Source organism: Desulfofundulus salinus, from assembly GCF_003627965.1.
GTDB classification, from domain to species: Bacteria; Bacillota; Desulfotomaculia; order Desulfotomaculales; family Desulfovirgulaceae; genus Desulfofundulus; species Desulfofundulus salinus.
Window position 1 is genome coordinate 789,314 of the sequence record NZ_RBWE01000001.1, and the last position, 23,684, is coordinate 812,997.

The window sequence follows — 23,684 nt, forward strand, 5'->3', positions numbered from 1 at the left end:
CCCTGTGTGCAGGGTTAATAAATAAGCCAGATTATGTCCCCACCTGATTGCAAGGTGGGGTTTATTTTACGCTTACGAAAAAAATACCCGTGCAGGGGGTATTTATCGAAACTGGCACCGTACCCAGCACGGACTTTGTGGAAGGTTTGCTGGAGCTGAACGAGAAAGGGGAAATCGAAGTCGACTGCAGCTGCGGCACCTCTGTACCCGGTGCCTTTGCAGCCGGGGATGTAAGCAACATTCCGGAAAAACAGATTATCGTTGCCGCCGGGGAAGGGGCCAAAGCTGCCCTGGGGGCTTACCGTTATCTGCTCAAACAAAAGTCGTGAACTTCTTCCGGGACAAGCCCGGAGGCCCCGGTTTAATTGGTCAGGCTCTGGATGGGGGCTGGGATGCGGCCTCCCCGGCGCACAAAGTTGTTCGCGGAAAAGGGATGCACCGCCATTACGGGCGCTTCTCCCAAAAGCCCGCCAAAGGTGACTTTATCCCCCACCTTTTTGCCCGGGGCGGGAATGATTCTGACGGCGGTAGTTTTATTGTTGATCACACCAATGGCCACCTCGTCGGCAATAATGGCGGCGATGGTTTCCGCACTGGTATCCCCGGGGACGGCAATCATGTCCAGGCCCACCGAACAGACGCAGGTCATGGCCTCCAGCTTGTCCAGGGAAAGGGCTCCTTCCTCCACAGCCCGGATCATCCCCGCGTCTTCGCTAACCGGGATAAAGGCTCCCGATAACCCGCCTACGTAGGAAGAGGCCATGGCCCCTCCTTTTTTAACCGCATCGTTTAACAGGGCCAGGGCGGCGGTGGTGCCGTGGGTGCCGCAACGTTCCAGGCCCATGGCTTCCAGGATCTCCGCTACGCTGTCTCCCACTGCCGGGGTGGGGGCCAGGGACAGGTCCACGATGCCAAAAGGCACGCCCAGCCGTTCTGCCGCCAGCCGGCCAACCAGCTCCCCCATCCGGGTAATTTTAAATGCCGTCTTTTTCACCGTTTCTGCCAATGTGCCGAAATCTGCATTGCCCACCCGGGCGACGGCGTTTTTGACCACTCCCGGTCCGGATACTCCTACATTGATGGTACATTCGGGTTCCCCGATTCCATGAAAGGCGCCGGCCATAAAGGGGTTGTCCTCGGGGACATTGCTGAAAACCACCAGTTTGGCGCAGCCCAAACCGTCCTGTTCCGCCGTACGCGCGGCGGTTTCTTTAATCACCCGGCCCATCAGGTAAACGGCGTCCATATTAATGCCCGCCCTGGTGGTGGCCACGTTTACCGAGGCGCAGACCCTTTCGGTCCCGGCCAGGGCGGCGGGGATGGAAGTGATCAATGCCCGGTCCCCGCCGGTAAAGCCTTTGTGTACCAGGGCGGAAAAGCCGCCGATAAAGTTTACCCCCACGGCGGCCGCGGCGGCATCCAGGGTAAGGGCGTATTCCACATAATCTTCCTGACGGCTGCATTCGGCAATCAGGGAAATGGGGGTAACGGAGATCCGTTTGTGTACGATGGGAATGCCGTATTCCCGGCTGATTTCTTCTCCGACCGCAACCAGCCTGCTGGCCAGGCGGGTGATTTTATCGTAAATTTTCCGGCATGCCGTCTTAGGATCCGGGTCCGCGCAGTCCCGCAGGCTGATACCCATGGTAATGGTGCGAATGTCCAGGTTCTCCTCCTGGACCATCTTGATGGTTTCCATGATTTCTGCCAGGGTAAGCATGGTATTTGTTTCTCCTTCGTTTTTTACTTATTCAATTATCAAAAGCATTTGCGCAGGGACGGTGCGCTGATTCTGAGCAAACAACTTGCGCAGCGCCGGTAACAGCACCAGGCAACCCAGCACTCACCGGCAAAAATGCTCATTCCAAGGCTAATACACGGGCAATAGAAGATTTGGTCTTCGCAGTATAACTTATTTAGTGAGTGCTGGGCGGCCCGCAGCAAGCCGTGGTGCTGTCGGCGCGGAGCACTGGAGTGCGCGAAGAACAGCGCACCGTCATTTTTCAGTGTTATGCGTTAAAAAAGCCCTTTCAGGCTAAATCCTGTGCATAAAGCGGAAGGCGTCCTCGTGCTGGGCGTCGATGCGCACCCCCAGTTCGGACCCTTTTGCCGCCAGGCGTTCTTTTAAAGTGCTCAGGTTGATGCGGCTTTTTTCCATGTCGGCAATCATGATCATGGCCAGGAATTCCTGCAATATGGTCTGGCTGATGTCCAGGATATTGATGTTGTTTTCGGCCAGCACCTGGGCCACCCCGGCGATAATGCCCACCCGGTCAGGTCCCAGGACGGTGACGATGATACGGTTTTTCTTTGGTTCCTGTGCAGACATATGGACTTCTTCCTTTCTGTAGGCTCGGTAAATAACTATTCGTTTTAAAAAGGTGGAATTCCTGCCGGTTACGTAGCCTTTAAACATGCCGCCGGCCTGCGGGCCAGTTAAACAACTCCCCGCGCGAGGTGTTGATGTTTGTATAGTTTTTTAAACAGGTGACGAAATCGTTGATTGGTGAGAGCCAATTGCGATGTTCGGAAGTAGAGATGAATAGGCCGTTTTAGGGCAGTGGCAAAAATATTTTACCCCGGCACGATGCCTTGGAAAACGTCCATGTCTGGTATGGGCGTTAGCCTCCCAGAGGGCAAAAATGTTTACAACGCAAATAGCTCGGTGAATAAAAAGATTGACACCTGGCTTTTGGCAACTGTAAAATGGGGAAAACAAGGAAAAATTGTTTTCTGAGGGTCGGGCAACGACGCCCGGTCGGGTGGATCGGGGAAAGATCCGAAAAGCCTTCTAACTAAAGGGGGGTTGCTGGATCTTTTTTGTTTTTGACAAGGGCCAATGTGTCTAAAAATGCGGACAAAAAAATTTTTCTTCTTTGTCGATTTTTTGAAAAGGATTTGCCCCCTTGAAGTCGAAATGCTTTTATACAAGGAATTTTCAGAAAATGGGGGTGAAAGTGCTACAGGGGGTACATGGCGAGTTAATGGGGGCAGGCGGAAGGGTTTTGGAGAGTAAATGAAAAAGGAGGAGGACAGTTGAAAAAGTATAAAGTAGCCCTGGTATTATTAAGTATGTTGCTCGTGATCGCCCTGGTGGCCGGGTGTGGTGGTAAAACGGGCACCTCGGGCGACGAAAATAAAGGCGGGGCGTCGGGTGATACCATTAAGATTGGTTTCATGGGCGCTTTGACCGGAAACGAAGCCAGTTACGGCATAGAAACCTTAAAAGGCATGAAAATGGCCGCCGAGGACTTAAATAAAGAAGGCGGCGTGCTGGGCAAAAAGATTGAAATCGTGGAGTCGGACCACGGCAGCAAGCAAACTGAGGCTGCCGCCGTGGTGCAGAAGATGATCAGCAAGGACCGGGTGGTGGCCATTGTAGGTGACCCCACTACCGGCAAGACCAAGCTGGCGGCACCCATCTGCCAGCAAAATAAAGTAGTTCTCCTTTCTGCCGGCGCAGTGGGTCCAGGCGTGGTGGAGTTGGGCGATTATATTTTCCGGGATACCCTTTTGGATGCCGTGGCTGCTCCGGCGGTAACCGATTATCTGGTCAACAAGCTGGGGTGGAAGAAAGTGGCCATCGTTACTTCCACCAACAACGACTACAGCGTGGGCCTGACCAAAATCTTTGAAGAGGCGCTGGCCAAGCATAACGCCCAAATAGTCGATAGAGAGAGCATCCAGGACGGGGACCAGGATTTCAGCGCCCAGGTGACCCGGATCAAGCAGGCCAGGCCCGACGGGATTATCTTTACCGGCTATTACACCGAGGGCGGCCTGTTTATGAAAGAAGTGCGCAAGCAGGGCCTGGACCTGAAGATGGCCGGTGGCGACGGTCTGCTTTCCCCGGTGCTCTGGAAGTTGGGCGGCGATGCGGTTGAGGGCAGCATGGTGTACACCGGTTTTGCCGCCGACCCTGCCAATGCCGCTCCCCAGACCAGGGAGTTCATCAAGAAATACCAGGCGGCCAATGACAACAAGCTGCCCGATATGTTCTCCGCCCAGGGTTACGATGCAGTGATGTTGCTGGCCAGGGCCATGAAGGAAGCCAACAGTACCGATCCTTCTAAATTTAAAGATGCTTTAGCAAAGACCAGGGATTATCCGGGTGTTTCCGGTACGTTGACCTTCCTGCCCAACCGGGAGCCCGTCAAGAGCCCGGTGTACTTGCTGGAAGTGAAGAACCAGCAGTTCAGCATCAAGGAAGCTCTGCCCACCGAGGTACCCAAAGCATGATCCTTTTTCCAGTTTACGGTGGAACCGGGTCGAACTTGCCCGGTTCCACCAGAAATTTATTTTGTGGAGGGAGCCATGTTACTGCAACAAATTATTAACGGCCTCACCCTGGGGGCCACCTACGCCTTAATTGCCCTGGGTTATACCATGGTTTACGGCATCATCCAGTTGATTAACTTTGCCCACGGCGACATCTACATGATCGGCGCCTTTATTGGGGTGGCGGCGGTAGCCCTCTTTCACCAGAATTTTTTCCTCACCCTGGCCACCGCCATGCTCGCCTGTGTGGTCCTGGGGATGACCATCGAGCGGGTAGCCTATCGTCCTTTGCGCCGTGCTCCCCGTTTGAATCTCCTCATTACCACCATTGGAGTATCCATCTTTCTGGAAACCTTTATGACCGTCCTCAAAGGACCGCAGCCCACCGGGTTCCCTCCCGTATTGAAAAATGTGACCCTGCGGGTGGGCACCCTGGAGTTTTCCAGCATCCAGCTGGTTATTTTACTGGTTTCTGTAGCCCTGATGGTGGGATTGCAGTTTATCGTCAAGTACACTAAAATCGGCAAGGCCATGCGGGCGGCCTCCGAGGATTACGATACGGCCAGCCTGATGGGCATCAACATCAACCGGGTGATTTCCTTCACCTTTGCCATCGGGTCTGCCCTGGCCGCGGCGGGTGGAGTGCTGGTAGGGATTTATTTTAACTCCGTATCTCCCTATATGGGTGTAACTGCCGGTCTAAAAGCCTTTGTGGCGGCGGTGCTGGGTGGTATCGGCAATATTCCCGGCGCCATGCTGGGCGGCCTGCTCCTGGGTCTGGCCGAGGTTTTTGGCGTGGCCGCAGGCTTTTCAACCTATAAAGATGCCATCGCCTTTACCCTGCTGATCATCATTTTGCTGGTCAGGCCCACCGGTCTTTTGGGGCGACCCATCCAGAGGAAGGTGTAGAAATTATGTCACAGTGGCTAGCCAGTGTAATTGACCCCTATTACCAGCAGGTGCTCATGCTGGTGGGCATTTATATCATTGCGGCTTTAGGTCTGAACCTGATTACCGGTTTGTGCGGTCAGCTTACCTTTGGACATGCTGCTTTCTTAAGCATTGGGGCCTATACGGCGGCAATTTTAACCAGAGATTTTCATGTCCCTTTTCTAGCAAGTCTTATCCTGGGCGGATTGATGGCGGCTTTATTTGGTGTATTGCTGGGTATTCCCGTACTCAAACTCACCGGTGACTACCTGGGTATTGCCACCCTGGGCTTCGGGGAGATTGTGCGGGTGGCCTTTACAAATATGAAAATAACCGGGGGAGCCATTGGGCTGGCGGCCATTCCCCGAGCATCCAACTTGATAAATGTAACCATTTTTGTCATCCTGGCCGTGGCGGCCGTGGTTTTGCTGGAGAATTCCCGCTTTGGCCGCGCTTTGAAGGCCATACGGGAGGATGAGATTGCCGCCGAGGCCATGGGCATTAACGCCATGAGGTACAAGATACAGGCTTTCGGCATCGGTTGTTTCCTGGCCGGGATCAGCGGGGGCTTTTATGCCCACATGCTGCAATACTTGAATCCCAACGACTTTGGTTTTTTGAAATCCTTTGAAATTTTGAACTTCGTGGTGCTGGGCGGTCTGGGAAGCATCCCGGGGACCATTGTTGGCACGACTGTGCTCACCCTGGCTCCCGAGTTCTTGCGCTTCGTCCAGGAGTACCGCATGATGATTTACGGTTTGCTTCTGGTATTAATGATGATCTTCCGGCCCAACGGCTTGCTGGGTGGCGTTAACTTCCGCCGCCTGTTGCGGCGCAGAAAACAAAAGGCGGCGGCCCTGAGCAGTTAAAAAAACGTCGGACTCTTGTTCGACCTGATGGCGGGAGGATGTATGGCAGCAATCCTGGAGTTAAGAAATTTAAGCATCCAGTTCGGCGGCCTTTGTGCCGTGGATGATGTGGACATGTCCATAGAGGAAGGGGAAATTCGGGCCCTGATTGGCCCCAACGGGGCGGGAAAAAGTACCATCTTCAACCTGGTCACCGGCATCTATCGCCCCACGGGGGGTGAAATCGTTTTTTGCGGGGAAAAAATAAACGGCCTGCCCCCCCACGAGATAACCGCCCGGGGCATCGCCCGCACCTTTCAAAACATCCGTCTTTTTGGTAATCTGACGGTGCTGGAAAATGTGCAGATCGGCCGGCATTGCCGGGGCAGGGCGGGCGTATGGGGAGCCCTCTTACCCTTTGGCCGCGTGCGGGCGGAAGAATCAAGTATCACCGCGCGGGCACGGGAGTTGCTGGTATTCATGGGTCTGGATGCCAAGGAGGAGGAGCTGGCCAGGAATCTTTCCTACGGTGAGCAAAGGCGGCTGGAAATAGCCCGGGCCCTGGCCACCGATCCCAAAATAATTTTGCTGGATGAGCCGGCAGCCGGGATGAACCCGCAGGAAAAACAGGACCTTTCCGGGATGGTCCGCCGCATCCGGGACATGGGCATCACCATTTTCCTGGTGGAACACGATATGAAGTTTGTCATGAGCCTGGCCGACCGGGTGGCGGTACTGGATTACGGCAGAAAGATAGCCGATGGGACTCCCGCCGAAGTACAGCAGGATCCGGCGGTAATTGAGGCCTACCTGGGGAAGGATGTGTGAAGGTGCTGGAGGTTAAAGAGGTCAGCGTTGCCTACGGGGTAATTGAAGCCTTGAAGGGCATATCTTTTTCGGTAGAGGAAGGGGAGATTGTAGCCCTGATAGGTGCCAACGGGGCGGGTAAGACTACCACCCTGCGCACCATTTCCGGACTTTTGCGGGCCCAAAAAGGTCAGATCTTTTATAAAGGCCGGGAAATCACCAAATTGCCTCCTTACAAAATTGTGGAGCTGGGTTTGACCCAGGTGCCCGAGGGCAGGCGGGTATTCAGCCGCATGACGGTGCTGGAAAACCTGGAGATGGGGGCGTATGTGGTACGCAGCCGCTCCGAGTTGAAGGCGGGGCTGGAGCGGGTATTCGAGCGTTTTCCCCGCCTGGCCGAGCGCAAAAATCAGCTGGCCGGTACTTTAAGCGGCGGAGAACAGCAGATGCTGGCCATGGGCCGCGCCCTGATGTCCCGGCCGGAGCTTTTACTGTTAGATGAGCCTTCCATGGGCCTGGCACCGCTTTTGGTGCGGGAAGTGTTTTCCATTATTCAAGAGATTAACAATGCGGGTACGACCATTCTTTTGGTGGAACAAAATGCCCACATGGCCCTCTCCATTGCCCACAGGGCCTATGTGCTGCAAACGGGGGAAATAACCCTGGAAGGTCCGGCGGCGGAGCTGATGCAGAAACCGGAGGTCAAGAGGGCCTATCTGGGTGAATGATGGGGAGAATGACCTATGTACCTGGAAAAAAGGCTTTTGGTGCGGGATTTTTTAAGCGAGCCGGTTCCGGAAAATGACCTGACCGAATTTGCCTTCCACGGGGAGGAAATCCTGGACCAGCACATTTTAAGTGTGATCCCGGCTTTACGGGAGAAAAATATTGCCGTTGTGGATGCCAGCGGGACGGTAACGGGCTTGCTGATTTTAGAGCGGGTGGCCGAGCGCCTGGTAGATTTTATCCGGGAAACGGAGGCGGCCCTCACTGCCGTTCTGGGGGTCACCGATGACGTTATCTGCATGATTGACAGCCAGGAGAACGTTACCGGCTGGAACCGCAAGGCTGAATTGCTCTACGGCATCAAATGCCAGGACATTCTGGGGCGTTCCATCCACGAGTTTTTTACCAACCTGGTGGTTACCCGGGTATGCCGGGAAGACCATGAGGTATACGCGGAATACCACCAGCCCTGCCAGGATACCCATGTTTTAATTAATTCCGTGCCCATCAGGCGGGACGGGCGGGTTATAGGCGGCGTTTCGGCCGAGAAGGATGTCACAGAAATAATCCAGCTTAACCGGGCCCTGTCCCGGGCGAGTTACCAGGTCAAATGCCTGAAAGAAGCCATCCAGAAAAACGAGATCAAGCGGGTGGACCCCTTTGCCAAGCTCTACGGCCACCACCCCCGCCTGAAGGCTATAGTGGATGTGGCCCGGCGGGCCGCCCCCACCGATGCCACCGTGCTAATCCGGGGGGAGAGCGGTACGGGGAAGGAGGTTCTGGCCCGGGCCATCCACGAGGCCAGCGACCGGGCGGGCAAGCCCTTCGTGGTGGTCAATTGCGGCGCCATTCCGGCGGAGCTCTTTGAAAGTGAACTTTTCGGCTATGAGCAGGGCGCCTTTACCGGGGCCGGACCCCGCGGCAAGCCGGGTCTGTTGGAAATGGCCAATGAGGGAACGGTTTTCCTGGATGAAATCGGGGAACTGCCCCCCAACCTGCAGGTTAAGCTTTTGCGCGTGTTGCAGGAAAGGGTGTTTTACCGGGTGGGCGGGTCCAGACCCGTGAGCGTGAATATCCGCATTATTGCCGCCACCAACCGCCAGCTGGAGGAAATGGTTTCCGGCGGCGAATTCAGGGAAGATCTGTATTACCGTTTAAATGTAATCAGCGTCGAGATGCCTCCCTTGAGGGAGAGGCGTTCCGATATTCCCGAATTGCTCTACCGCTTTTTGCAGGAATACTGCCAGCTTTACGGCAAGGAAATCAGCAAGGTGGAGCCGGGAGTGGTGGCGGCACTGCTCTCCTATTCCTGGCCCGGCAATGTCCGGGAATTAAAGAATACTGTGGAGCGAATGGTAGTATTGGCCGAAAACGAGGTGATCACGGAAAGGGATCTCCCCAAGTACCTGCAGGAGCATGCCCTGGGTTTTGCCGCTGCCCGGGAATTTCCACCCGATTTAACCGTGGCCGCAAAAGAAACCGAGAAGGAAATCATTCTCAAGGCACTAAAAGAGGCGGGAGGCAACCGCACCGTTACCGCCCGCCTGCTGGGTGTACCCCGGAGTACTCTATATTACAAAATGAATCGCCTGGGTATCTTGAACACGAAAAAACCTTTACGCAAGAATTAACGTTTCCTGGTGAGAGTTTCTTCCCGGGCCGTGGGGGGAAGAAGGTTATATTTGGCAATTTTGCGGTAGATGGTCGCCCGGCTTATGCCCAGCGCCTGGGCGGCTTTTGTTTTGCCCTGTTCGTTCCAGCCGAAATGTTCCAGGGCGCTGATGATGGCCTCCTTTTCCATCTGCTGGCCCCGCAGTTTATGGCCACAAAGGGCTTGTTTTTCCGCGGGCTGGCGGCGTGGATGGCCCGGGCAAAAATTTCCTTGCCCGTACCGCTTTCCCCGGTGATCAGGACGGTAGAATGGCTACCGGCAATTTTCGCCGCCCTCGCTTTTAGCTCCTTTATGGCCCGGCTTTCCCCGATGATGTCGTCAAAGGTGAAGACCTTCTGGGCGCTCATAATTTCATAGGCCAGCTTCTGGGTTTCCTTGAAGTCCCGGGCCGAGGCCACCACTCCTACGGGCCGGCCGTCGCTGCCCATTATGGGGCGGGCCGTAACCAGAAGATGCAGCCGCCGCCCCCTGGCCTGGACAAAGCACTCCCGGGAAGTAAAGCCTCCGGGTTCGCGCAGGGCCTGGAGGAGGGGCAGGCCGGCTAAATGTTCTTCCAGGTGTTGCTGCAGAATTTCGTTTTTGGGTACATTAAACATCCGTTCGGCGGAGAGGTTGAAGTGGGTCACCACCCCGTCGCTGTTGATAGCAATGACCCCTTCATCCACCGCATCCATGACCGCGTTCACCTGGCTGGCCATGATCATTTTCTCAGTCATGGCCTCGGTTTCCAGGACCTTGGCTGCGATCAGGTCGGCCATGCGCCCGATAAATTCCATCAAAGATTCGGTGCGGGTAAGCAGGGTTACTTTTTGCTCGTCGCTAAAGGCAATCAGGCTGATGGTGCCGATGACGTTCTGCCCCGCAATGATGGGGTAAACGATGGAAGCTTTGTAAAAACAGCTTCCCGTAAGGGGGCAGGACATGCAGATGGGGTGATAGCCTGCCTCCTTGATGAAAATGGGCTGGCTGGTCTTGAGTACGTGTTTGTTCACCAGCCCTCGCAGGAGGCGGGAGCCCACGTCGTTGCGCACTTTGCCCGTACCGGCCACCCGCACCAGGTCGAGGTCGATTACCTCGACCTCGACCCCCAGGGCGGCGGCAATGGCTTCGGCTGCCCGCTGGCAGTCTTCTTTTACCTGATCCAGTCTGGACACAGGACCTCACATCCGCTTAAAAACGTTCGGAGATGGACTTAGCTTGCATGAACAATTTCAGGTAGTCCCTGCCGCCCGCCTTGGAGTTGGTGCCGGACATTTTGAAACCACCGAAGGGTTGCACTCCTACCAGCGCACCGGTGCACTTGCGGTTGAAATACAGGTTGCCCACATGGAACTCCCGGCGGGCCTTTTCCAGGTGGGCGCGGTTGCGGGAGTATACGCCCCCGGTAAGGCCGTATTCCGTATCGTTAGCAATGGCAATGGCTTCATCGAAGGTTTTAGCCTGAATGACCGCCAGCACCGGCCCGAAAATTTCCTCCTGGGCGATGCGTGCCCGGGGTGATACGTCGGCAAATACCGTGGGCCAGATAAAGTAGCCCCGGCTGTTGTCCCCCTGGCCGCCGACGAGCAGGCGGCCTTCCTCCCGGCCAATCTGGATATACCCCATGATTTTATTATATGAGGCTCCGTCAATGACCGGGCCCACGTCTGTACCGTATTCTTCGGCAGGCCCCGTCTTAAGTTGAGCCACCCTTTCGGCCAGTTTGTCCAGCACCGGCCGGTAAGCGTCACCCACCACAATCAGCCGGGAGCAGGCGGAGCATTTCTGGCCGGAAAAGCCATAGGCTGAGGTGATCACGCCGGCTACGGCTTCATCCAGGTCGCAGTCCTCGTCAATGATGATGGCGTCCTTGCCGCCCATTTCCGCTGCCACCCGCTTAATCCATTTCTGGCCGGGGGCTATCCGGGCGGCCAGGCTGTTAATATGCAGGCCCACATCCCTGGAGCCGGTGAAATTAATGAAATGCACCAGGGGATGGCCCACCAGGAAATCACCAATTTCGCCGCCGCTGCCGGGCAAGAAGTTGATTACTCCAGGAGGCAGGCCCGCTTCCTGCATGATTTCCATGAACATGTACGCAATTACCGGTGTATTGCTGGCCGGTTTTAAAACCACCGTATTGCCGGCCACCACCGGTCCCACGGTCGTACCGGTGAGGATGGCCAGGGGGAAGTTCCAGGGTGGGATGATGACCCCCACACCCAAAGGCAGGTATTCCAGGGTATTTTCCTCACCGTAATAAGGGGTGACCGGCTGGGGTTGGGCCAGGCGGATCATTTCCCGGCCGTAAAATTCCAGGAAATCAATGGCCTCGGCGGTATCGGCGTCGGCCTCGGCCCAGTTTTTCCCGGCTTCCAGCACCATCCAGGCCGAAAGTTCGTGTTTTCTTTTGCGCATGATGGCCGCGGCCTTAAAGAGATAGCGTGCCCTGGCCTCGGGGGGCACCTGGCGCCAGCTCAAGAAAGCTTCTGCTGCCGTTTCTATCGCCCGCTGGGCCAGAGCCCGGTCGGCCCGGGAAACCCGGCCGATAACCTCACTGTGGCAGGAAGGGTTGTAAGAGACGATTTTTTCTTCAGTGTATACATGTTCTCCCCCGATAATTAGAGGATACTCCCTGCCCAGGCGGCTTTTGACTTTCTGCAGGGCTTCCTTCATTTTCTTCTGGTTTTCTTCCCGGGTGAAATCGGTTAAGGGTTCGTTAGCAAAGGGCATGAGCATATTTTTTCACTCCTTATTATAGGCCTGGCTTCCCCCCGGAACAAGATCCCGGAGGTAAAGGGGTGGCAGCAACTTTTGGTTAATTGCCTAGACAACAGACGGTTCCACAAACAACTCGCCGGTGGTAAAACGGGACAGGCTGAACATATCCACGGGCAGGGTGGTGGGCAGTCCTAAAATGATTTCCGCCATCAACTGGCCGGTCATGGGGGCAATCATAAAGCCGTGGCCGGAAAAACCGGCGGCAACATAAAACCCTGGCACCCCGGGTACCTCGCCCAGCACCGGCTGGCGGTCGGGGCTCATGTCGTACACCCCGGCCCACTGCCGGACCACCCGCACGTTTTTCAACACCGGTAGTAGCCAGACCACTTTTTGGGCCATCTGGGAAAGAAACTGCCAGCTGGAACGGACGTTGTATTCCTTGGGTTCGTTGGGATCCCCCAGGCCCATGATAAAGCTGCCGTGGGGCGTTTGCTGGCAGTAAAGGTTGTGGTAGAAACTCATCACCATGGGCCCCAGGACCTGTTCTACCGGTTCGGTCACCAGGATCTGGTGCCTTTCCGGCACCACGGGCAGGTCTACCCCCACCATGCGGCCGATTTCCGCCGCGTGGCCGCCTGCGGCGTTGACCACCACTGGAGCCTGGAAAGTCCCCCGGTTGGTGATGACCGTTTTCAGGGAGCTTTCAATTTTGATGTCCTGTACTTCCGTATAGGTGTGGATTTTCACCCCCAGCCGCCTGGCTGCCCGGGCATAGGCATCGGTGACCTTAAAGGGGTTGGCGTGGCCATCTTTGGCACAGAAGGTGGCTCCCAGAAGGCCCTCGGTGTTTAAAAAGGGTACTATTTCCCGGGCTTCCCGGGGTGTTACCCAGCGGGCGTCGATGCCCAGGCTTTTCTGCAGGGTCAGGTTTTTCTTGAACTGCTCTTCCATTTTGGGGGTGTAGGCCAGGATCAGGTACCCCCCCTGCTTGATTTCCACGCCTCCGGGATAGTCCAGCTCTTCGGCCAGGCGTTCCAGCCTGGCAATGGCGTACCTGGCCAAAAGGCAGTTGGTTTTTGTACCCCACTGGTGGCGGAAACCAGCCCCGCAGCGTCCCGTGGCGCCAGAGGTGAGGTAGGCCCTTTCCAGGACGGCGACATCCTTCATGCCCTGGGCGGCCAGGTGATAGGCAATGGAGCAGCCGGTGACGCCCCCGCCAATTATAATCACTTCATGCCTGTTCATTTCTGGCACCTCCCCGGGCCAGGGTACCCAGCTTTAAGGGGATTACCGGCGGGCGGAAAGTGGGCAGGGCCAGGTTGGCCGGGTCCTGTCCGGTGATGCGGGCGATTTCCACGGCAATAAGGGGCCGGCAGCTGCGCCCCTGGCACGGGCCCATGCCGCAGCGTTTCAGCCGCTTGATTTCATCCAGGGTGCGGGCCCCCCCGGCAATGGCCTGCCGGATTTCCTCCAGGGTCACGTCCTCGCAGCGGCAGACAATGGTTTTATCTTCCATGGCTTTCACTCCTGGAACGTTTAATATCACCCATTTTAAACATGTGTTATAACAAAGTGCCGTACTTCCATGGCCAGCTCTTTGGGTACGGCCAGCCAGACGACCGCGGTTTTATCCATCTTTTCCGTGGCCACCACTTTGACCACCCGTGCCCGGCACACTTTTTCCCCCACCCGGTTCACCCCGGCCACTTCCTGGCCTTCCGCGGGGAGGGGGAGGAACTCATAGGGCAGCTTGACCAGGGCCTCCTTTTCGCTATAAGTTAGATCTACGACGAAAAGGGCCAGTCCGGGGCAGCGGGTGATGCACTGGCCGCAGCCGTTACATTTGTCATAGTCTACCTGCGGTATTTCGTTGATGTCCTTAAAGGGTCCGATGGCCTGGCGGGGACAGGCGTGGCTGCAGGGATCGCAGGGAATGGGTTGAAAGCATTCCGCTATAACCACCGGCCCTTTGGCCAGCCGCTCCGGCGGGGGTATCTTTGCCGCCAGGTCCTCCGGGGTGGGGATGCCATCCACAGCCAGCATAACCTTCACCTCCCAAACTCTAGCCGGCCAGCACCCTGGCCAGCCCGGTGCGAATCTTTTCGCCCACGGGGCCGGAACGCAGGCTGTCCAGCTGGTGTTGCAACTCCCGGCGCCGGGCTTCGTAACCGGCCCGGCCGTAGCCCAAACTGTAAGCGGCATGCAGCCCGGCCAGGGCGCCTTCCATCATAGCTGCCGAAGCTTCTTCCACCCCGGCCGCATCGCCGGCCACGTAGACTCCCGGTACGGTGGTCTGGAGGTTGGCATCGCGCAAAGGGACGTGCCCGCCCAACTGGGGCACGTAGGCCAGCCTGCAGCCGGCCTGGGCCAGCAGTTCCACCAGGGGTGAAAGGCCTACGGAAAGACAAATGGTGTCTACGGCGAAGTCCTTTTCCGTCCCCGGTACGGGTTGGCCCTGTTCATCCAGTTGCCAGATCACGGCCCCTTCCACTTCCCGCCCGCCGTAGGCCCGCTTGATGGTATGGCTGGTATAGATGGGCACTCCCGCCCGGCGCACCTTGGCCGCATGAACCCAGTAGGCGCCAATTCCCGGGGCAGCCTCCACAATGGCGGCTACCTCCATGCCGGCCTGCAGCAGCTGGTAGGTGACGATAACCCCGATATTGCCGGCGCCGACCATCAGGACCCGCTTTCCGGGCAGAATGCCGTAAACATTGACCAGTGTCTGTACCGCACCGGCACCATAAATGCCCGGCAGGTCATTGTTGGGGAAGGCCAGGGTTTTTTCCGATGCTCCCGTGGCCACAATTACCCGGGAAGGCTTCAGGTAAAAGACTCTCCCTTCCCGTTCCACCCCCAGTACGCCGTCTTCATAGAAACCAAAGACGGTGGCGCCGGTCAGGGCTTCAATTAGGGGATGGGATATAACCTGGCCGGTGAGTTCTGCAGCGATATTGATCCCCCGTTCCGAGGCCCTGTGGCTGCGGGAGCCGAAAAAACGGTGAGTTTGCTTGATTAGCTGGCCCCCAGGCCGGTCCTGGCGGTCTAAAAGGACCACCCGGGCACCGGCGTTTGCTGCTTCCAGGGCGGCACAGAGTCCGGCCGGACCGCCGCCAATGACTGCAATCTCTATAAAGCTAATTTCCTGCTGCATAAATAACTCCCTTTCCTTTCTGGCTTTCCACCACCATGCCCGGGCGCAGCTTTTCCACGCATATCCGCACGTTGGGTTCCCCGTTTACAATCATGAGACAGGAGGAACAGTTGCCGATGGCACAGAAAAGGCCCCGGGGGCGGTGGAGCACCGGGCTTTCCCGCATGACCCGGATGCCGGCGGCGTGCAGGGCCGCGGCAATAGTTTCCCCTTCGTAGCCTTCATACTCTTTGCCGTCAAAGGTAAACTTTATTTTTTTACCTCGCCTGAATTCCAAAACCGGGTGCTGCTCTATACGCATGGTCAAACCTCCATTTCAATTTACGAAAATTACATGACGATTTGCGAAGGTACAAATACCATACGCAAAAAGAATGCCAGGAAAAAACGTTTTTGCAGCCTGATATGGCCGAAAAAGAAAGTTATGTGTATAATAAATTGGACGATTTGTTTAGACAATTTGACAAAATTTAAACAGAGCCGGATAATTTGCCTGTCCTTCTTTGTGAGGATACCTGGCAGGAAAGTGCCGTTTTGTCGAGAATATTACCTTAACTGGCTTTACTCCGAAGGAAGGTGCACATTTTCATGGAAGACCGCTATCAAAGGGAGATAAACTACCTGCGGGTTTCGGTCACCGACCGCTGTAATTTACGCTGCCATTACTGCATGCCTCCCCAGGGTGTATCCGTCGTGCCCCGGAAGGAAATCCTTACCCTGGAAGAAATTGTCCGGGTGGTCCAGGCATCTACAAGGGTGGGAGTGAAAAAAGTGCGCCTTACCGGAGGGGAGCCTTTGGTACGCCGCGGGATAACCGGTCTTGTGCGGGCGCTGGCCGCCATACCGGAAATTGACGACCTGGCCCTCACCACCAACGGCATCCTGCTGGCCGCCCAGGCCGGCCAGTTAAAGGCCGCCGGTCTGCGCCGGGTAAACGTCAGCCTGGATACATTAAAACCCGAACGCTACAGTTACATTACCCGGGGAGGCCGGCTGGAAGCGGTATGGCAGGGAATTGAGAGGTCCCTGGAGCTGGGCCTTCATCCGGTTAAGCTAAATGTGGTGGTCGTGCGCGGATTTAATGATGATGAAATTTGCGATCTGGCCCGCCTTTCATTAGACCGGCCGCTGCACGTACGTTTCATTGAATTGATGCCCTTTGGAACAGCTGCCGGCGTTTCCAGGGAAGGCTATGTTTCCACGGCGGAAATCAGGGGGTGGATTGAGGAGGAACTGGGCCAGTTGCAGGAAGTGCGTAAGCTGACGGGTAGTGGGCCGGCACGTTACTACCGCCTGGCGGGGGCGGCGGGGACCATTGGGTTTATCAGTGCGGTGAGCGACCATTTCTGCGGACGGTGCAACCGCCTGCGTCTGACCGCCACCGGCGCTTTAAGACCGTGCCTTTTTCATGAATACGAAATTGATCTCAAAGGGCCTTTGCGCCGGGGGGCTACCCTGGATGAACTGGCTGAACTGGTAGCCCGGGCTGTCCGGGACAAGCCCGGCCAGCACCATTTAAACCAGGGGCAGTCCTGCTCCCGGAAAAACATGTCTCAAATTGGTGGGTAGGAGTTGGTAAGCAATATATGGAAGGCACGCCTTTAAACCATTTTGACTTCCAGGGCAAGGCTCACATGGTGGATGTAAGCGGGAAAGGGGATACCCTCCGGGAGGCGGTTGCCCGGGGGGAAGTGCTCATGCGCCCGGAAACCTTAAACATCATTGCCGGCGGTACTGCAGCCAAGGGAGATGTGCTGGGGGTAGCCCGGCTGGCCGGGATCATGGCCGCCAAAAAAACGCAGGAACTCATTCCCCTGGCCCATCCCATTCCTTTAACCAGTGTGCACGTGGATTTTCGCCTGCAGCCCCCTGACAGGGTGGAGATCCAGGCCCGGGTACGGACCACCGGCAGGACCGGGGTGGAAATGGAGGCCCTCACGGCCACAAGTGTGGCCGCCCTGACTATCTATGATATGTGCAAGGCCGTGGACCGGGCCATGATAATCCAGAATATCCGGCTGGTTAGCAAAAGAGGCGGCAAAAGCGGGGAATTCCGGCGGGAGGGAGAAGAAGAATGGGAGTAATCGTAGCAGTGTGCGCAAGCCCGGAAAAGGGCACGCGCAAAAAGAACATTGGTACCGGTATGCTGGTGGCCAATCACGGTCTGGAGGGGGATGCCCACGCCGGGCACTGGCACCGCCAGGTCAGCCTTCTGGCCATGGAGAGCATCCAAAAAATGCGTGAACTGGGTTTGGACGTTAATCCTGGTGATTTTGCCGAAAACATTACCACCGAGGGGATAGATCTGACCAGTCTGCCCGTGGGTACCCGGCTGGCCATCGGCCCTGAAGCCATTGGGGAGGTAACCCAGATCGGCAAGGCATGCCATTCTGCCTGTGAGATCCGCCGGCTGACCGGGGACTGCATTATGCCCCGGGAGGGCATCTTTGTGCGTATTCTTGCCGGCGGGCCGGTGAAGGTGGGAGACCGGATAGAAGTCCTTGAACCGGGGAGTAGTTCCGGGAGATGAAGAACATGTCCGGCCCGCCTGGAATATGCATCGTAGGAACTTCCAACGCAGGTAAGACCACTTTTCTGGAGAAGCTGATTGCGGAATTTGAACGGCGCGGCTACCGCGTGGGAACCATCAAGCACCACCATGGCGATTTTGAAATAGATAAGCCGGGGAAGGATACCTGGCGCCATGCCCGGGCCGGTGCCCGGGCGGTATGCATTTCCGCTCCCCGTAAAATTGCCGTCATCCGCCAGGTGGATGAAGAGTTGTCCCCGGAGCAAATCGTTCCTTTGCTTGGCCCGGTGGATATCGTCCTGGCGGAAGGATACAAAAAGGCGGACTGGCCCCAGATCGAGGTCTGCCCGCTCAAGGGATGCACCGCCCTGGTAGGGAGAAAGGACCGGCTTATTGCCCTGGTGGGCGATGGAGTTTCCCATTCTCAGCTCCCCTGTTTTGGTACTGACGAAACAGGAGCGGTGGCGGATCTGATTATCAATTTTCTGGGCCTTGAATAATCTCTTCTCTTGAAAGGGTGATAACAATGGCCGTGGTGGAAGTAAGCATCGTACCTATCGGTACCGCCGGTACCAGTTTGAGTGCCTATGTAGCCCGGTGTGTGGATGTCCTGCAGAGCGAAAAGAATATTCACTATCAGCTGACCCCCATGGGGACCATCATGGAAGGGGATCTGGATGTCATTTTTTCGGTGGTCCGCCGGATGCACGAAGTGCCCTTTAGCCAGGGGATTGCCCGGGTGGTAACCACCATTCGCATTGACGACCGGCGGGATAAGGAATTGACCATGGCTGGCAAAGTGTCAGCGGTGGAGGAAAAGCTCAAGTAAGTATTCAGTACAGCCGTTATGATAAGGACCCAGTACTCACTGGGATACTGGCTCTTCCTGAAACCAGATGTGTCAATTAAACCTGAAACACCAGGAGCAAAAGCCATACTTTGGTGAGTGCTGGGCCGCATCCCACCGGGTTCACTGAATATTTACAGTCAGGGGGGGGGTGGGCTTGAAATACTATCTTGATTTAATTAACGATCTGGAGAAAGGGAATATTGCTCCGGTCTATCTCTTTTACGGCGAGGAGGCATTTCTGCAGGAAAAGGCCGTCCAAAGGTTCCGGGAGAAACTTCTGATGCCCCCGGCAGGGGAATTCAACCTTGACATTCTGGACGGGGAAGAGGTCACCGAAGAGGATATTGCCTCGCGGGCACAAACCCCCCCTTTTATGGCCGGCTGGCGCCTGGTCGTGGTCCGCCATGCCCCCTTTTTTACCGGTTCTCCCGGTACCTCCGGCAAAAAGGGAACCAAAGCTTCCTCCCGGGATACGGAGACCCCTTTGCTGGCCTATGTGCGGCAGCCTGCCCCCACTACCTGCCTGATTTTTACCACCACTCATCCCGTAGATCAGCGGCGACGCCTTTTTAAATCGCTTAAAGAAACCGGCCGGGTAGTGGAATTTACCTACTTAAAAACCCGGGACCTGGTGCGCTGGCTGGAAAAACAGGCGCGCCTGGTCCACAAGACCATCACTCCAGCCGCCGCCGGGTTGCTGGTACGGCGGGTGGGTCCCAGCCTGTTTGTTTTGAGCCAGGAAATGGCAAAGTTAATTTCTTATACCGGTTCCAGGGAAACCATCCTGGAGGAAGACATTTATCGCCTCACCGTGCCGGTGCTGGAGGAGAATATTTTTAACGTGGTCGATGCTATCGGGGAAAGGCGGATCGGGGCGGCGCTGGAGGGCATCCGGGAGTTAATACGACAAGGGCAGACGGGTCCGGCTATTCTGGCCATGGTGGCCCGGCAGTTCCGCCTGATCCTGCAGGCCCTGGAACTAACCGCCGAAAAACGGCCGCCGGGTGAGGTGGCGGCAAAACTGGGAGTTCATCCCTTTGTCGCCCAAAAGATTTTAGCCCAGTCAGGCAATTTCACCCGGGAGCAGGTAGTCACGGCCTTGCAAAAACTTTTGGAACTGGACCGGGCGGTGAAGAGGGGCAGGTTGGAGTTTTACCCGGGCATCGAAATGTTCCTGCTGGAGATAGGCCTGGGAACCGTGGCGTAAAAAGGTACTAAAAAACCACCTCTACTACCGGGTGGTTTTTTTTTTGGGTCATTTTCAGATTGTTGTTCCGGGAGGAGTGCTTGGGCTTAACTTACCTGGCGGTTGAACCGTCTGGTCAGGCGGGATTTTTTACGGGCAGCAGTATTTTTATGTATGATACCCTTCGTTACCGCCTTGTCAATGGCCCTTAACGCCCGGCGCAAGAGTTCCCTCGTCTCCTCCACATTGACACCGGCTGACAGAGCCCGCTCAAACTTCTTAATGGCAGTGCGCAGGGCGGACTTCAGCTGCTTATTACGGAGGGTGCGCCTGCGGGTCACCTTCACCCTTTTTATGGCCGACCTGGTATTGGGCACCTTTCAGTCACCTCCCAACAGCCCTCATTTTACCACGGGTTTAAAAAAATTGCAAGGGCAACCGGTATAGCCAGCTGTTTTTTTGTCAAAGCTATGTTCGTAGCAAAAAAGAGGAGGTGATGCCATGATGCAGTGGATGGGAGTGATTGTAAGGTTTATCGTCTCGGCGCTGGTGCTCATTGTGGTGAGCTGGCTCTCCCCGGGTTTTGTGGTGCGCGGGGGGTTCGTAGGGGCACTGATTGCCGCGGTGGTTATTGCCGCGCTGGGTTATATTGTGGAAGCCCTCCTGGGCGACCGGATTTCACCCCAGAGCCGGGGCATAGTAGGTTTTATTACCGCGGCAGTAGTAATCTACGTCGCTCAGTTTATCATTCCCAACCTGCTCAGTGTTAATTTGCTGGGCGCGTTGATTGCCGCCTTCGTTATCGGACTTATAGATGCTGTAGTGCCTACAGTATTGCGCTAGGAGTTAACCACTTTTGCCTGCAGGCAGGGTTGGCTTCATAAAGATCTCCTCCCGGGCATAAAATGGTACGGGCAATCCGGGAGGGGATTTTTTATGTACCACGCTCTTTACCGCTACCGCTACCGCTACCGTCCCCGCTGGCTGTGGCATAAACTCTACGGTTTCCTGGTGGTTACCGGGATTATTTTTTCGCTCCTTACCCTGGTGGTGGGAACAGTGGGACAGGTCTTTTTAAACAGGGACCCCCGGCTGTTCCTGGAGGCCGCCATGCCCCATCACGCCGCCGGCGAACAGGGTGAAGGTGAGTTTGCAGGCTCGTTTTTTAGTTTATGGCCCGGTTTGGTTGACTCTTTTGCCCTGCCTGGGAAAGACCCCCGGGCATTGCTTCGTTCCCAGTTGCCCCTGCTGGCTTTTGTACCGGTAGAGCAGGAAGGGGAGGTAAACCCGGTAGAACCTGCCTCCGATGAACTTCCGGGTATGACCCGAAAGACCTCCGGGGAGTACCTGGTGGCCATTTATCACACCCACACCGGGGAAACCTACACGCTTACGGATGGTGTGGCCAGACTGGAGGGGAAAGAAGGAGGTGTGGTTAAGGTGGGGGAGATTATACGCCAGGAGCTGGAGTCCAAATACGGTATTTCCACCCTGCACATAAAAAAAATCCATGACCGGCAATATAGTTCATCATATGTGGAATCTGAGAAAACGGTGCGGGAAGTGTTACAGGAAGAGCCACAGCTGAAAGTGCTCCTGGACATCCACCGGGATGCCGGAAAGCCCCGCCGGGACTGTCTGGTCAAGGTGAAGGATATTGAGGCAGCTCCCATCCTCTTTGTCGTCGGTTCGGACGCCAGGGCGCCCTTTCCCACCTGGCGGCAGAATGAACAGTTTGCAAGACAGCTGGCCGCAGCCCTGGACAAAAAGTACCCCGGTTTATGTCAGGGGGTGCGGGTTAAGGAAGGACGTTACAATCAGTTTCTCCATCCCCGGGCGCTTTTGGTGGAGATTGGCAGCGCCAATAATACCACCGGGGAGGCACTGGCCGCGGCCCGCTTATTTGCCGAAGTGCTGGGGGAAGAGGTGCAAAAGTTGCTGGAAGCTGAGCCCGCCCAATCCGGCGCCGAATGAAAGGAAAACGGGATAATTTACCTCCCCCAACTATTCCTGGACGCTCAGCTTGCGCGCAAACGTGAGGAACCCGGTATGACCCACCATGCGGTGTTGGGGCCTTATAGCCCGGCCCTCTATGTGCCAGCCTCTAAGCATTACTTCTACGGTCTCAATCAAACCGAAAGTGCCTGCCTTTTGCAGGACAGTCACAAAAGTGCGAACCTGCATAATGGAAGGCAGGTAAGAACACAATATACCCCCGGGGATAAGGGCATTATCCACAGTCTTGACCGCCCGCCAGGGCTCCGGTACATCCAGGAGCACACGGTCAAATCCCGATTCCCCATTTGTTTCGTAAATGTCCCCGAGCCTGAGTTCGAGGTAAGACGGCAAGTCGCCAAAGTAAGCTTTAATGTTTTCCACGGCACAGTCAAGCATGTCCTGCCGAACGTCATAAGCTACCACTTTCCCGGCCGCCCCTACCTGCCTCAATACGGCGAGCAGGAGCGCCCCGCTGCCCACACCTCCCAGCAACACCCGGTCACCGGGCTGGACATCCGCCCACATCATGATAATGCCTAAATCCTTCGGGTAAATTATGCCGCTTTTGCGCGGCATCTTTACTATATAGTTCGAAAGAGTTGGGCAAAAAACATAGAGTTTCTTACCCTGTGAAGTTTTGACAACGCTGCCGGGTTCGCGCCCCAGCACTTCATCGTGTTCAATGTAACCCCAATATGTATGCAGGCGCTCTCCTGGAGTCAGACGCTGCAAAAATTGAACGCGGTGATCGGCGAAGACAACCAATTCTCCTTCTTTGAATGGCATAGCTACCACCTCCTGGCAGGTAATCCGGTTGATTCATCGCCGCTCGTATCACGCCAAACATTTACCTCTGGCATTTTTATTTTATCACACGCTGAAATCCCAGCGGGGAATGGTGGTGCTAAACTAGGACGGGCCCTACGGGGAATTTTTTAACACCAAAAGGTTTTTAAAAGTGATCTGGATCATACCCCCATTTCAGGATTACAATTATTTTAGAGGGGAGAAGAATGTTCCGTGGAGGTGACCCCCTGTGCCGGCTCCCCTTCCTAAAAATGATTATGCCCCTCAATTGGCGGTTGATCACGTTACCCCCCGGCAGGGCCTGCTGGCCAGAATCTGGACCGCCAGCAAGTGCCCGGCCCGTCCCAGCACCAGTGATATGTTCTGGTGCATCCTGGGCAGCCTTCTTGGCCTGGGCATTGTTTCTTTTCTAGCCTTTCATTATCAATTGCCCCTGCTGGTCGCCCCCTTTGGTGCCACGGCGGCGCTCATTTACGGTACCTGTACCAGCCCTTTTGCCCAGCCCCGTAATGTCCTGGGGGGCCACGTAATCAGCGCGTTTGTGGGAGTACTGGTTTACCAGTTAATGGGTACCACATGGCTTTCAGTTACACTGGGCGTAAGTCTGGCCATTTTACTGATGCTTTTTACCCGTACGATGCATCCGCCGGGAGGGGCTACTGCCCTGACTGCTATTTTAAATGGCCAGGGGTTTATGTTTATTTTGGAACCGGTATTGCTTGGTACGGTTGTGTTGCTTGGCGTCGCTCTGCTGGTACACCGGTGCCGGGGAGGCGGTTGTTACCCTACATACTGGTTTTAAGAAATTTTAAGGGGCAAAGCAAAAAGACTACCTGACCGGTTTTGCTGGCGGGTGGTCTTTTTTTGTCCAGGTATAAACCCGCCTTTATCGCTCAATACTGGAAAATGGGAAGTGATACCATGGGATTTAGCTGGTGGAGGACGGTCGTTACCCTGGGAATTTTTCTGGGTCTGGTCATCTTCGGCCTGGAGGTAGTGGTGGCGGGGTATAATCAATTTATTTTGCCCCCTGAACCCCTGCATCTGGGGCAAGTTATGAAAGATGTCGTGGAATATCTTCAGCAACCGTGGCTTGACCGGTACCTGAATTTAATGAGGGAACTCATCATGACGTATGAGGAGAGGCTACGCTTTTAGCGCGTATGAGATGAGTAAAGTATCCTTTTCACCGTCA

Annotated in this window: 28 protein-coding genes and 1 pseudogene; 17 read left to right on the top strand and 12 right to left on the bottom strand. The window is 55.8% G+C overall.

All coding sequences use genetic code 11. The annotated features are described in order from the left end of the window. Positions 1-89: 89 nt before the first annotated feature. Positions 90-329 (top strand): FAD-dependent oxidoreductase, encoded by a 240-nt coding sequence (locus D7024_RS04005; protein WP_243113688.1) that lies wholly within the window; start codon positions 90-92, stop codon positions 327-329. Positions 330-361: 32 nt separating this feature from the next. Here the strand turns inward: D7024_RS04005 and D7024_RS04010 are convergent, their stop codons facing one another. Next, positions 362-1,720 (bottom strand): PFL family protein, encoded by a 1,359-nt coding sequence (locus D7024_RS04010; RefSeq protein ID WP_121450632.1) that lies wholly within the window; start codon positions 1,718-1,720, stop codon positions 362-364. A 315-nt stretch (positions 1,721-2,035) separates the two neighbouring features. Then, positions 2,036-2,329 (bottom strand): ACT domain-containing protein, encoded by a 294-nt coding sequence (locus D7024_RS04015; protein ID WP_121452452.1) that lies wholly within the window; start codon positions 2,327-2,329, stop codon positions 2,036-2,038. Between the two features lie 707 nt (positions 2,330-3,036). Here D7024_RS04015 and D7024_RS04020 point away from each other — a divergent pair. The 6 genes from D7024_RS04020 to D7024_RS04045 all read left to right on the top strand — a co-directional run bounded on the left by D7024_RS04020 (position 3,037) and on the right by D7024_RS04045 (position 9,220). Beyond that, positions 3,037-4,239, top strand: coding sequence for an ABC transporter substrate-binding protein (locus D7024_RS04020; RefSeq protein WP_121450633.1), 1,203 nt, complete (start codon positions 3,037-3,039; stop codon positions 4,237-4,239). Positions 4,240-4,314: 75 nt separating this feature from the next. Beyond that, a complete protein-coding gene (locus D7024_RS04025; protein ID WP_121450634.1) occupies positions 4,315-5,187 on the top strand; it encodes a branched-chain amino acid ABC transporter permease in 873 nt (290 codons plus the stop codon). Positions 5,188-5,192: 5 nt separating this feature from the next. After that, positions 5,193-6,077, top strand: coding sequence for a branched-chain amino acid ABC transporter permease (locus D7024_RS04030; protein ID WP_121450635.1), 885 nt, complete (start codon positions 5,193-5,195; stop codon positions 6,075-6,077). A 42-nt stretch (positions 6,078-6,119) separates the two neighbouring features. Continuing rightward, positions 6,120-6,884: an ABC transporter ATP-binding protein gene (locus tag D7024_RS04035; RefSeq protein WP_121450636.1), complete on the top strand. Its 765-nt coding sequence runs from the start codon at positions 6,120-6,122 to the stop codon at positions 6,882-6,884. After that, positions 6,881-7,591 (top strand): ABC transporter ATP-binding protein, encoded by a 711-nt coding sequence (locus D7024_RS04040; RefSeq protein WP_121450637.1) that lies wholly within the window; start codon positions 6,881-6,883, stop codon positions 7,589-7,591. The genes D7024_RS04035 and D7024_RS04040 overlap by 4 nt, the downstream gene beginning before the upstream one ends. 15 nt (positions 7,592-7,606) lie before the next feature. Then, on the top strand, positions 7,607-9,220 hold the full coding sequence (locus D7024_RS04045; RefSeq protein WP_121450638.1) for a sigma-54 interaction domain-containing protein: 1,614 nt from the start codon (positions 7,607-7,609) through the stop codon (positions 9,218-9,220). Here the strand turns inward: D7024_RS04045 and D7024_RS15550 are convergent. From D7024_RS15550 to D7024_RS04085, 8 genes and pseudogenes are all read right to left on the bottom strand, one after another. Further along, positions 9,217-9,390: a helix-turn-helix domain-containing protein gene (locus tag D7024_RS15550; protein WP_121450639.1), complete on the bottom strand. Its 174-nt coding sequence runs from the start codon at positions 9,388-9,390 to the stop codon at positions 9,217-9,219. The genes D7024_RS04045 and D7024_RS15550 overlap by 4 nt on opposite strands. A gap of 5 nt (positions 9,391-9,395) precedes the next feature. Continuing rightward, a pseudogene (locus tag D7024_RS15335) lies at positions 9,396-10,415 on the bottom strand (sigma 54-interacting transcriptional regulator); the annotation flags it as partial. Positions 10,416-10,431: 16 nt separating this feature from the next. Continuing rightward, positions 10,432-11,979, bottom strand: coding sequence for an L-glutamate gamma-semialdehyde dehydrogenase (pruA, locus tag D7024_RS04060; RefSeq protein WP_121450641.1), 1,548 nt, complete (start codon positions 11,977-11,979; stop codon positions 10,432-10,434). A gap of 87 nt (positions 11,980-12,066) precedes the next feature. Then, the gene (locus tag D7024_RS04065) at positions 12,067-13,209 is read right to left on the bottom strand and encodes an NAD(P)/FAD-dependent oxidoreductase (RefSeq protein ID WP_121450642.1); all 1,143 of its coding nucleotides are present in this window, start codon (positions 13,207-13,209) and stop codon (positions 12,067-12,069) included. Next, positions 13,196-13,480, bottom strand: coding sequence for a (2Fe-2S)-binding protein (locus tag D7024_RS04070; protein WP_121450643.1), 285 nt, complete (start codon positions 13,478-13,480; stop codon positions 13,196-13,198). The genes D7024_RS04065 and D7024_RS04070 overlap by 14 nt, the downstream gene beginning before the upstream one ends. A gap of 35 nt (positions 13,481-13,515) precedes the next feature. Then, a complete protein-coding gene (locus D7024_RS04075; protein ID WP_121450644.1) occupies positions 13,516-14,007 on the bottom strand; it encodes a 4Fe-4S dicluster domain-containing protein in 492 nt (163 codons plus the stop codon). Between the two features lie 19 nt (positions 14,008-14,026). Then, positions 14,027-15,118: an NAD(P)/FAD-dependent oxidoreductase gene (locus D7024_RS04080; protein ID WP_435374054.1), complete on the bottom strand. Its 1,092-nt coding sequence runs from the start codon at positions 15,116-15,118 to the stop codon at positions 14,027-14,029. Beyond that, complete coding sequence (locus tag D7024_RS04085) at positions 15,102-15,419, bottom strand: (2Fe-2S)-binding protein (protein ID WP_121450645.1); 318 nt, start codon at positions 15,417-15,419, stop codon at positions 15,102-15,104. The genes D7024_RS04080 and D7024_RS04085 overlap by 17 nt, the downstream gene beginning before the upstream one ends. Positions 15,420-15,706: 287 nt before the next feature. Between D7024_RS04085 and moaA the strand changes: the two genes are divergently transcribed. The 6 genes from moaA (at position 15,707) to holA (ending at position 19,705) form a co-directional block, all read left to right on the top strand. Further along, positions 15,707-16,687 (top strand): GTP 3',8-cyclase MoaA, encoded by a 981-nt coding sequence (moaA, locus tag D7024_RS04090; RefSeq protein WP_121450646.1) that lies wholly within the window; start codon positions 15,707-15,709, stop codon positions 16,685-16,687. A 17-nt stretch (positions 16,688-16,704) separates the two neighbouring features. After that, positions 16,705-17,202 carry a cyclic pyranopterin monophosphate synthase MoaC gene (gene moaC, locus D7024_RS04095; protein ID WP_121450647.1) on the top strand — a complete coding sequence of 166 codons (498 nt, stop codon included), beginning with the start codon at positions 16,705-16,707 and terminating at the stop codon, positions 17,200-17,202. Next, positions 17,193-17,648 (top strand): MOSC domain-containing protein, encoded by a 456-nt coding sequence (locus D7024_RS04100; RefSeq protein ID WP_121450648.1) that lies wholly within the window; start codon positions 17,193-17,195, stop codon positions 17,646-17,648. The genes moaC and D7024_RS04100 overlap by 10 nt, the downstream gene beginning before the upstream one ends. A gap of 5 nt (positions 17,649-17,653) precedes the next feature. Next, complete coding sequence (mobB, locus tag D7024_RS04105; RefSeq protein WP_121452454.1) at positions 17,654-18,148, top strand: molybdopterin-guanine dinucleotide biosynthesis protein B; 495 nt, start codon at positions 17,654-17,656, stop codon at positions 18,146-18,148. Between the two features lie 26 nt (positions 18,149-18,174). After that, on the top strand, positions 18,175-18,477 hold the full coding sequence (locus D7024_RS04110; protein WP_121450649.1) for an MTH1187 family thiamine-binding protein: 303 nt from the start codon (positions 18,175-18,177) through the stop codon (positions 18,475-18,477). A 175-nt stretch (positions 18,478-18,652) separates the two neighbouring features. Continuing rightward, entirely contained in the window at positions 18,653-19,705 is a 1,053-nt protein-coding gene (holA, locus tag D7024_RS04115) for a DNA polymerase III subunit delta (RefSeq protein WP_165859260.1), read from the top strand. Positions 19,706-19,791: 86 nt separating this feature from the next. Here holA and rpsT read toward each other — a convergent pair whose 3' ends face one another. Continuing rightward, positions 19,792-20,061 (bottom strand): 30S ribosomal protein S20, encoded by a 270-nt coding sequence (gene rpsT / locus D7024_RS04120; RefSeq protein ID WP_121450651.1) that lies wholly within the window; start codon positions 20,059-20,061, stop codon positions 19,792-19,794. Positions 20,062-20,188: 127 nt separating this feature from the next. Between rpsT and D7024_RS04125 the strand changes: the two genes are divergently transcribed. Both D7024_RS04125 and spoIIP read left to right on the top strand, forming a co-directional pair. Beyond that, positions 20,189-20,527, top strand: coding sequence for a phage holin family protein (locus D7024_RS04125; protein WP_435374071.1), 339 nt, complete (start codon positions 20,189-20,191; stop codon positions 20,525-20,527). Between the two features lie 93 nt (positions 20,528-20,620). Further along, complete coding sequence (gene spoIIP, locus D7024_RS04130) at positions 20,621-21,658, top strand: stage II sporulation protein P (RefSeq protein WP_121450653.1); 1,038 nt, start codon at positions 20,621-20,623, stop codon at positions 21,656-21,658. A gap of 30 nt (positions 21,659-21,688) precedes the next feature. On the opposite strand, the gene D7024_RS04135 is transcribed toward spoIIP, so the two are convergent. Continuing rightward, the gene (locus D7024_RS04135) at positions 21,689-22,468 is read right to left on the bottom strand and encodes a tRNA (adenine-N1)-methyltransferase (RefSeq protein WP_121450654.1); all 780 of its coding nucleotides are present in this window, start codon (positions 22,466-22,468) and stop codon (positions 21,689-21,691) included. Positions 22,469-22,718: 250 nt separating this feature from the next. On the opposite strand from D7024_RS04135, the gene D7024_RS04140 reads away from it, so the two are divergent. Both D7024_RS04140 and D7024_RS04145 read left to right on the top strand, forming a co-directional pair. Then, entirely contained in the window at positions 22,719-23,291 is a 573-nt protein-coding gene (locus D7024_RS04140; RefSeq protein WP_121450655.1) for an HPP family protein, read from the top strand. Between the two features lie 62 nt (positions 23,292-23,353). Beyond that, a complete protein-coding gene (locus D7024_RS04145; RefSeq protein WP_121450656.1) occupies positions 23,354-23,647 on the top strand; it encodes a hypothetical protein in 294 nt (97 codons plus the stop codon). Positions 23,648-23,684: the final 37 nt, after the last annotated feature.

Excerpts from the sequence above, each read along its gene's own strand:
- mobB (WP_121452454.1), top strand. The coding sequence starts at position 17,654 with ATGTCCGGCCCGCCTGGAATATGCATCGTAGGAACTTCCAACGCAGGT.
- D7024_RS04065 (WP_121450642.1), bottom strand. The coding sequence starts at position 13,209 with ATGAACAGGCATGAAGTGATTATAATTGGCGGGGGCGTCACCGGCTGC.
- D7024_RS04030 (WP_121450635.1), top strand. The coding sequence starts at position 5,193 with ATGTCACAGTGGCTAGCCAGTGTAATTGACCCCTATTACCAGCAGGTG.
- D7024_RS04080 (WP_435374054.1), bottom strand. The coding sequence starts at position 15,118 with ATGCAGCAGGAAATTAGCTTTATAGAGATTGCAGTCATTGGCGGCGGT.
- D7024_RS04110 (WP_121450649.1), top strand. The coding sequence starts at position 18,175 with ATGGCCGTGGTGGAAGTAAGCATCGTACCTATCGGTACCGCCGGTACC.
- spoIIP (WP_121450653.1), top strand. The coding sequence starts at position 20,621 with ATGTACCACGCTCTTTACCGCTACCGCTACCGCTACCGTCCCCGCTGG.
- moaC (WP_121450647.1), top strand. The coding sequence starts at position 16,705 with ATGGAAGGCACGCCTTTAAACCATTTTGACTTCCAGGGCAAGGCTCAC.
- D7024_RS04075 (WP_121450644.1), bottom strand. The coding sequence starts at position 14,007 with ATGCTGGCTGTGGATGGCATCCCCACCCCGGAGGACCTGGCGGCAAAG.
- pruA (WP_121450641.1), bottom strand. The coding sequence starts at position 11,979 with ATGCTCATGCCCTTTGCTAACGAACCCTTAACCGATTTCACCCGGGAA.
- D7024_RS04045 (WP_121450638.1), top strand. The coding sequence starts at position 7,607 with ATGTACCTGGAAAAAAGGCTTTTGGTGCGGGATTTTTTAAGCGAGCCG.
- D7024_RS04085 (WP_121450645.1), bottom strand. The coding sequence starts at position 15,419 with ATGCGTATAGAGCAGCACCCGGTTTTGGAATTCAGGCGAGGTAAAAAA.
- D7024_RS04070 (WP_121450643.1), bottom strand. The coding sequence starts at position 13,480 with ATGGAAGATAAAACCATTGTCTGCCGCTGCGAGGACGTGACCCTGGAG.
- D7024_RS04125 (WP_435374071.1), top strand. The coding sequence starts at position 20,189 with ATGCAGTGGATGGGAGTGATTGTAAGGTTTATCGTCTCGGCGCTGGTG.
- D7024_RS04035 (WP_121450636.1), top strand. The coding sequence starts at position 6,120 with ATGGCAGCAATCCTGGAGTTAAGAAATTTAAGCATCCAGTTCGGCGGC.
- D7024_RS04015 (WP_121452452.1), bottom strand. The coding sequence starts at position 2,329 with ATGTCTGCACAGGAACCAAAGAAAAACCGTATCATCGTCACCGTCCTG.
- D7024_RS04135 (WP_121450654.1), bottom strand. The coding sequence starts at position 22,468 with ATGCCATTCAAAGAAGGAGAATTGGTTGTCTTCGCCGATCACCGCGTT.
- D7024_RS04010 (WP_121450632.1), bottom strand. The coding sequence starts at position 1,720 with ATGCTTACCCTGGCAGAAATCATGGAAACCATCAAGATGGTCCAGGAG.
- D7024_RS04025 (WP_121450634.1), top strand. The coding sequence starts at position 4,315 with ATGTTACTGCAACAAATTATTAACGGCCTCACCCTGGGGGCCACCTAC.
- D7024_RS04100 (WP_121450648.1), top strand. The coding sequence starts at position 17,193 with ATGGGAGTAATCGTAGCAGTGTGCGCAAGCCCGGAAAAGGGCACGCGC.
- moaA (WP_121450646.1), top strand. The coding sequence starts at position 15,707 with ATGGAAGACCGCTATCAAAGGGAGATAAACTACCTGCGGGTTTCGGTC.
- D7024_RS15550 (WP_121450639.1), bottom strand. The coding sequence starts at position 9,390 with ATGGAAAAGGAGGCCATCATCAGCGCCCTGGAACATTTCGGCTGGAAC.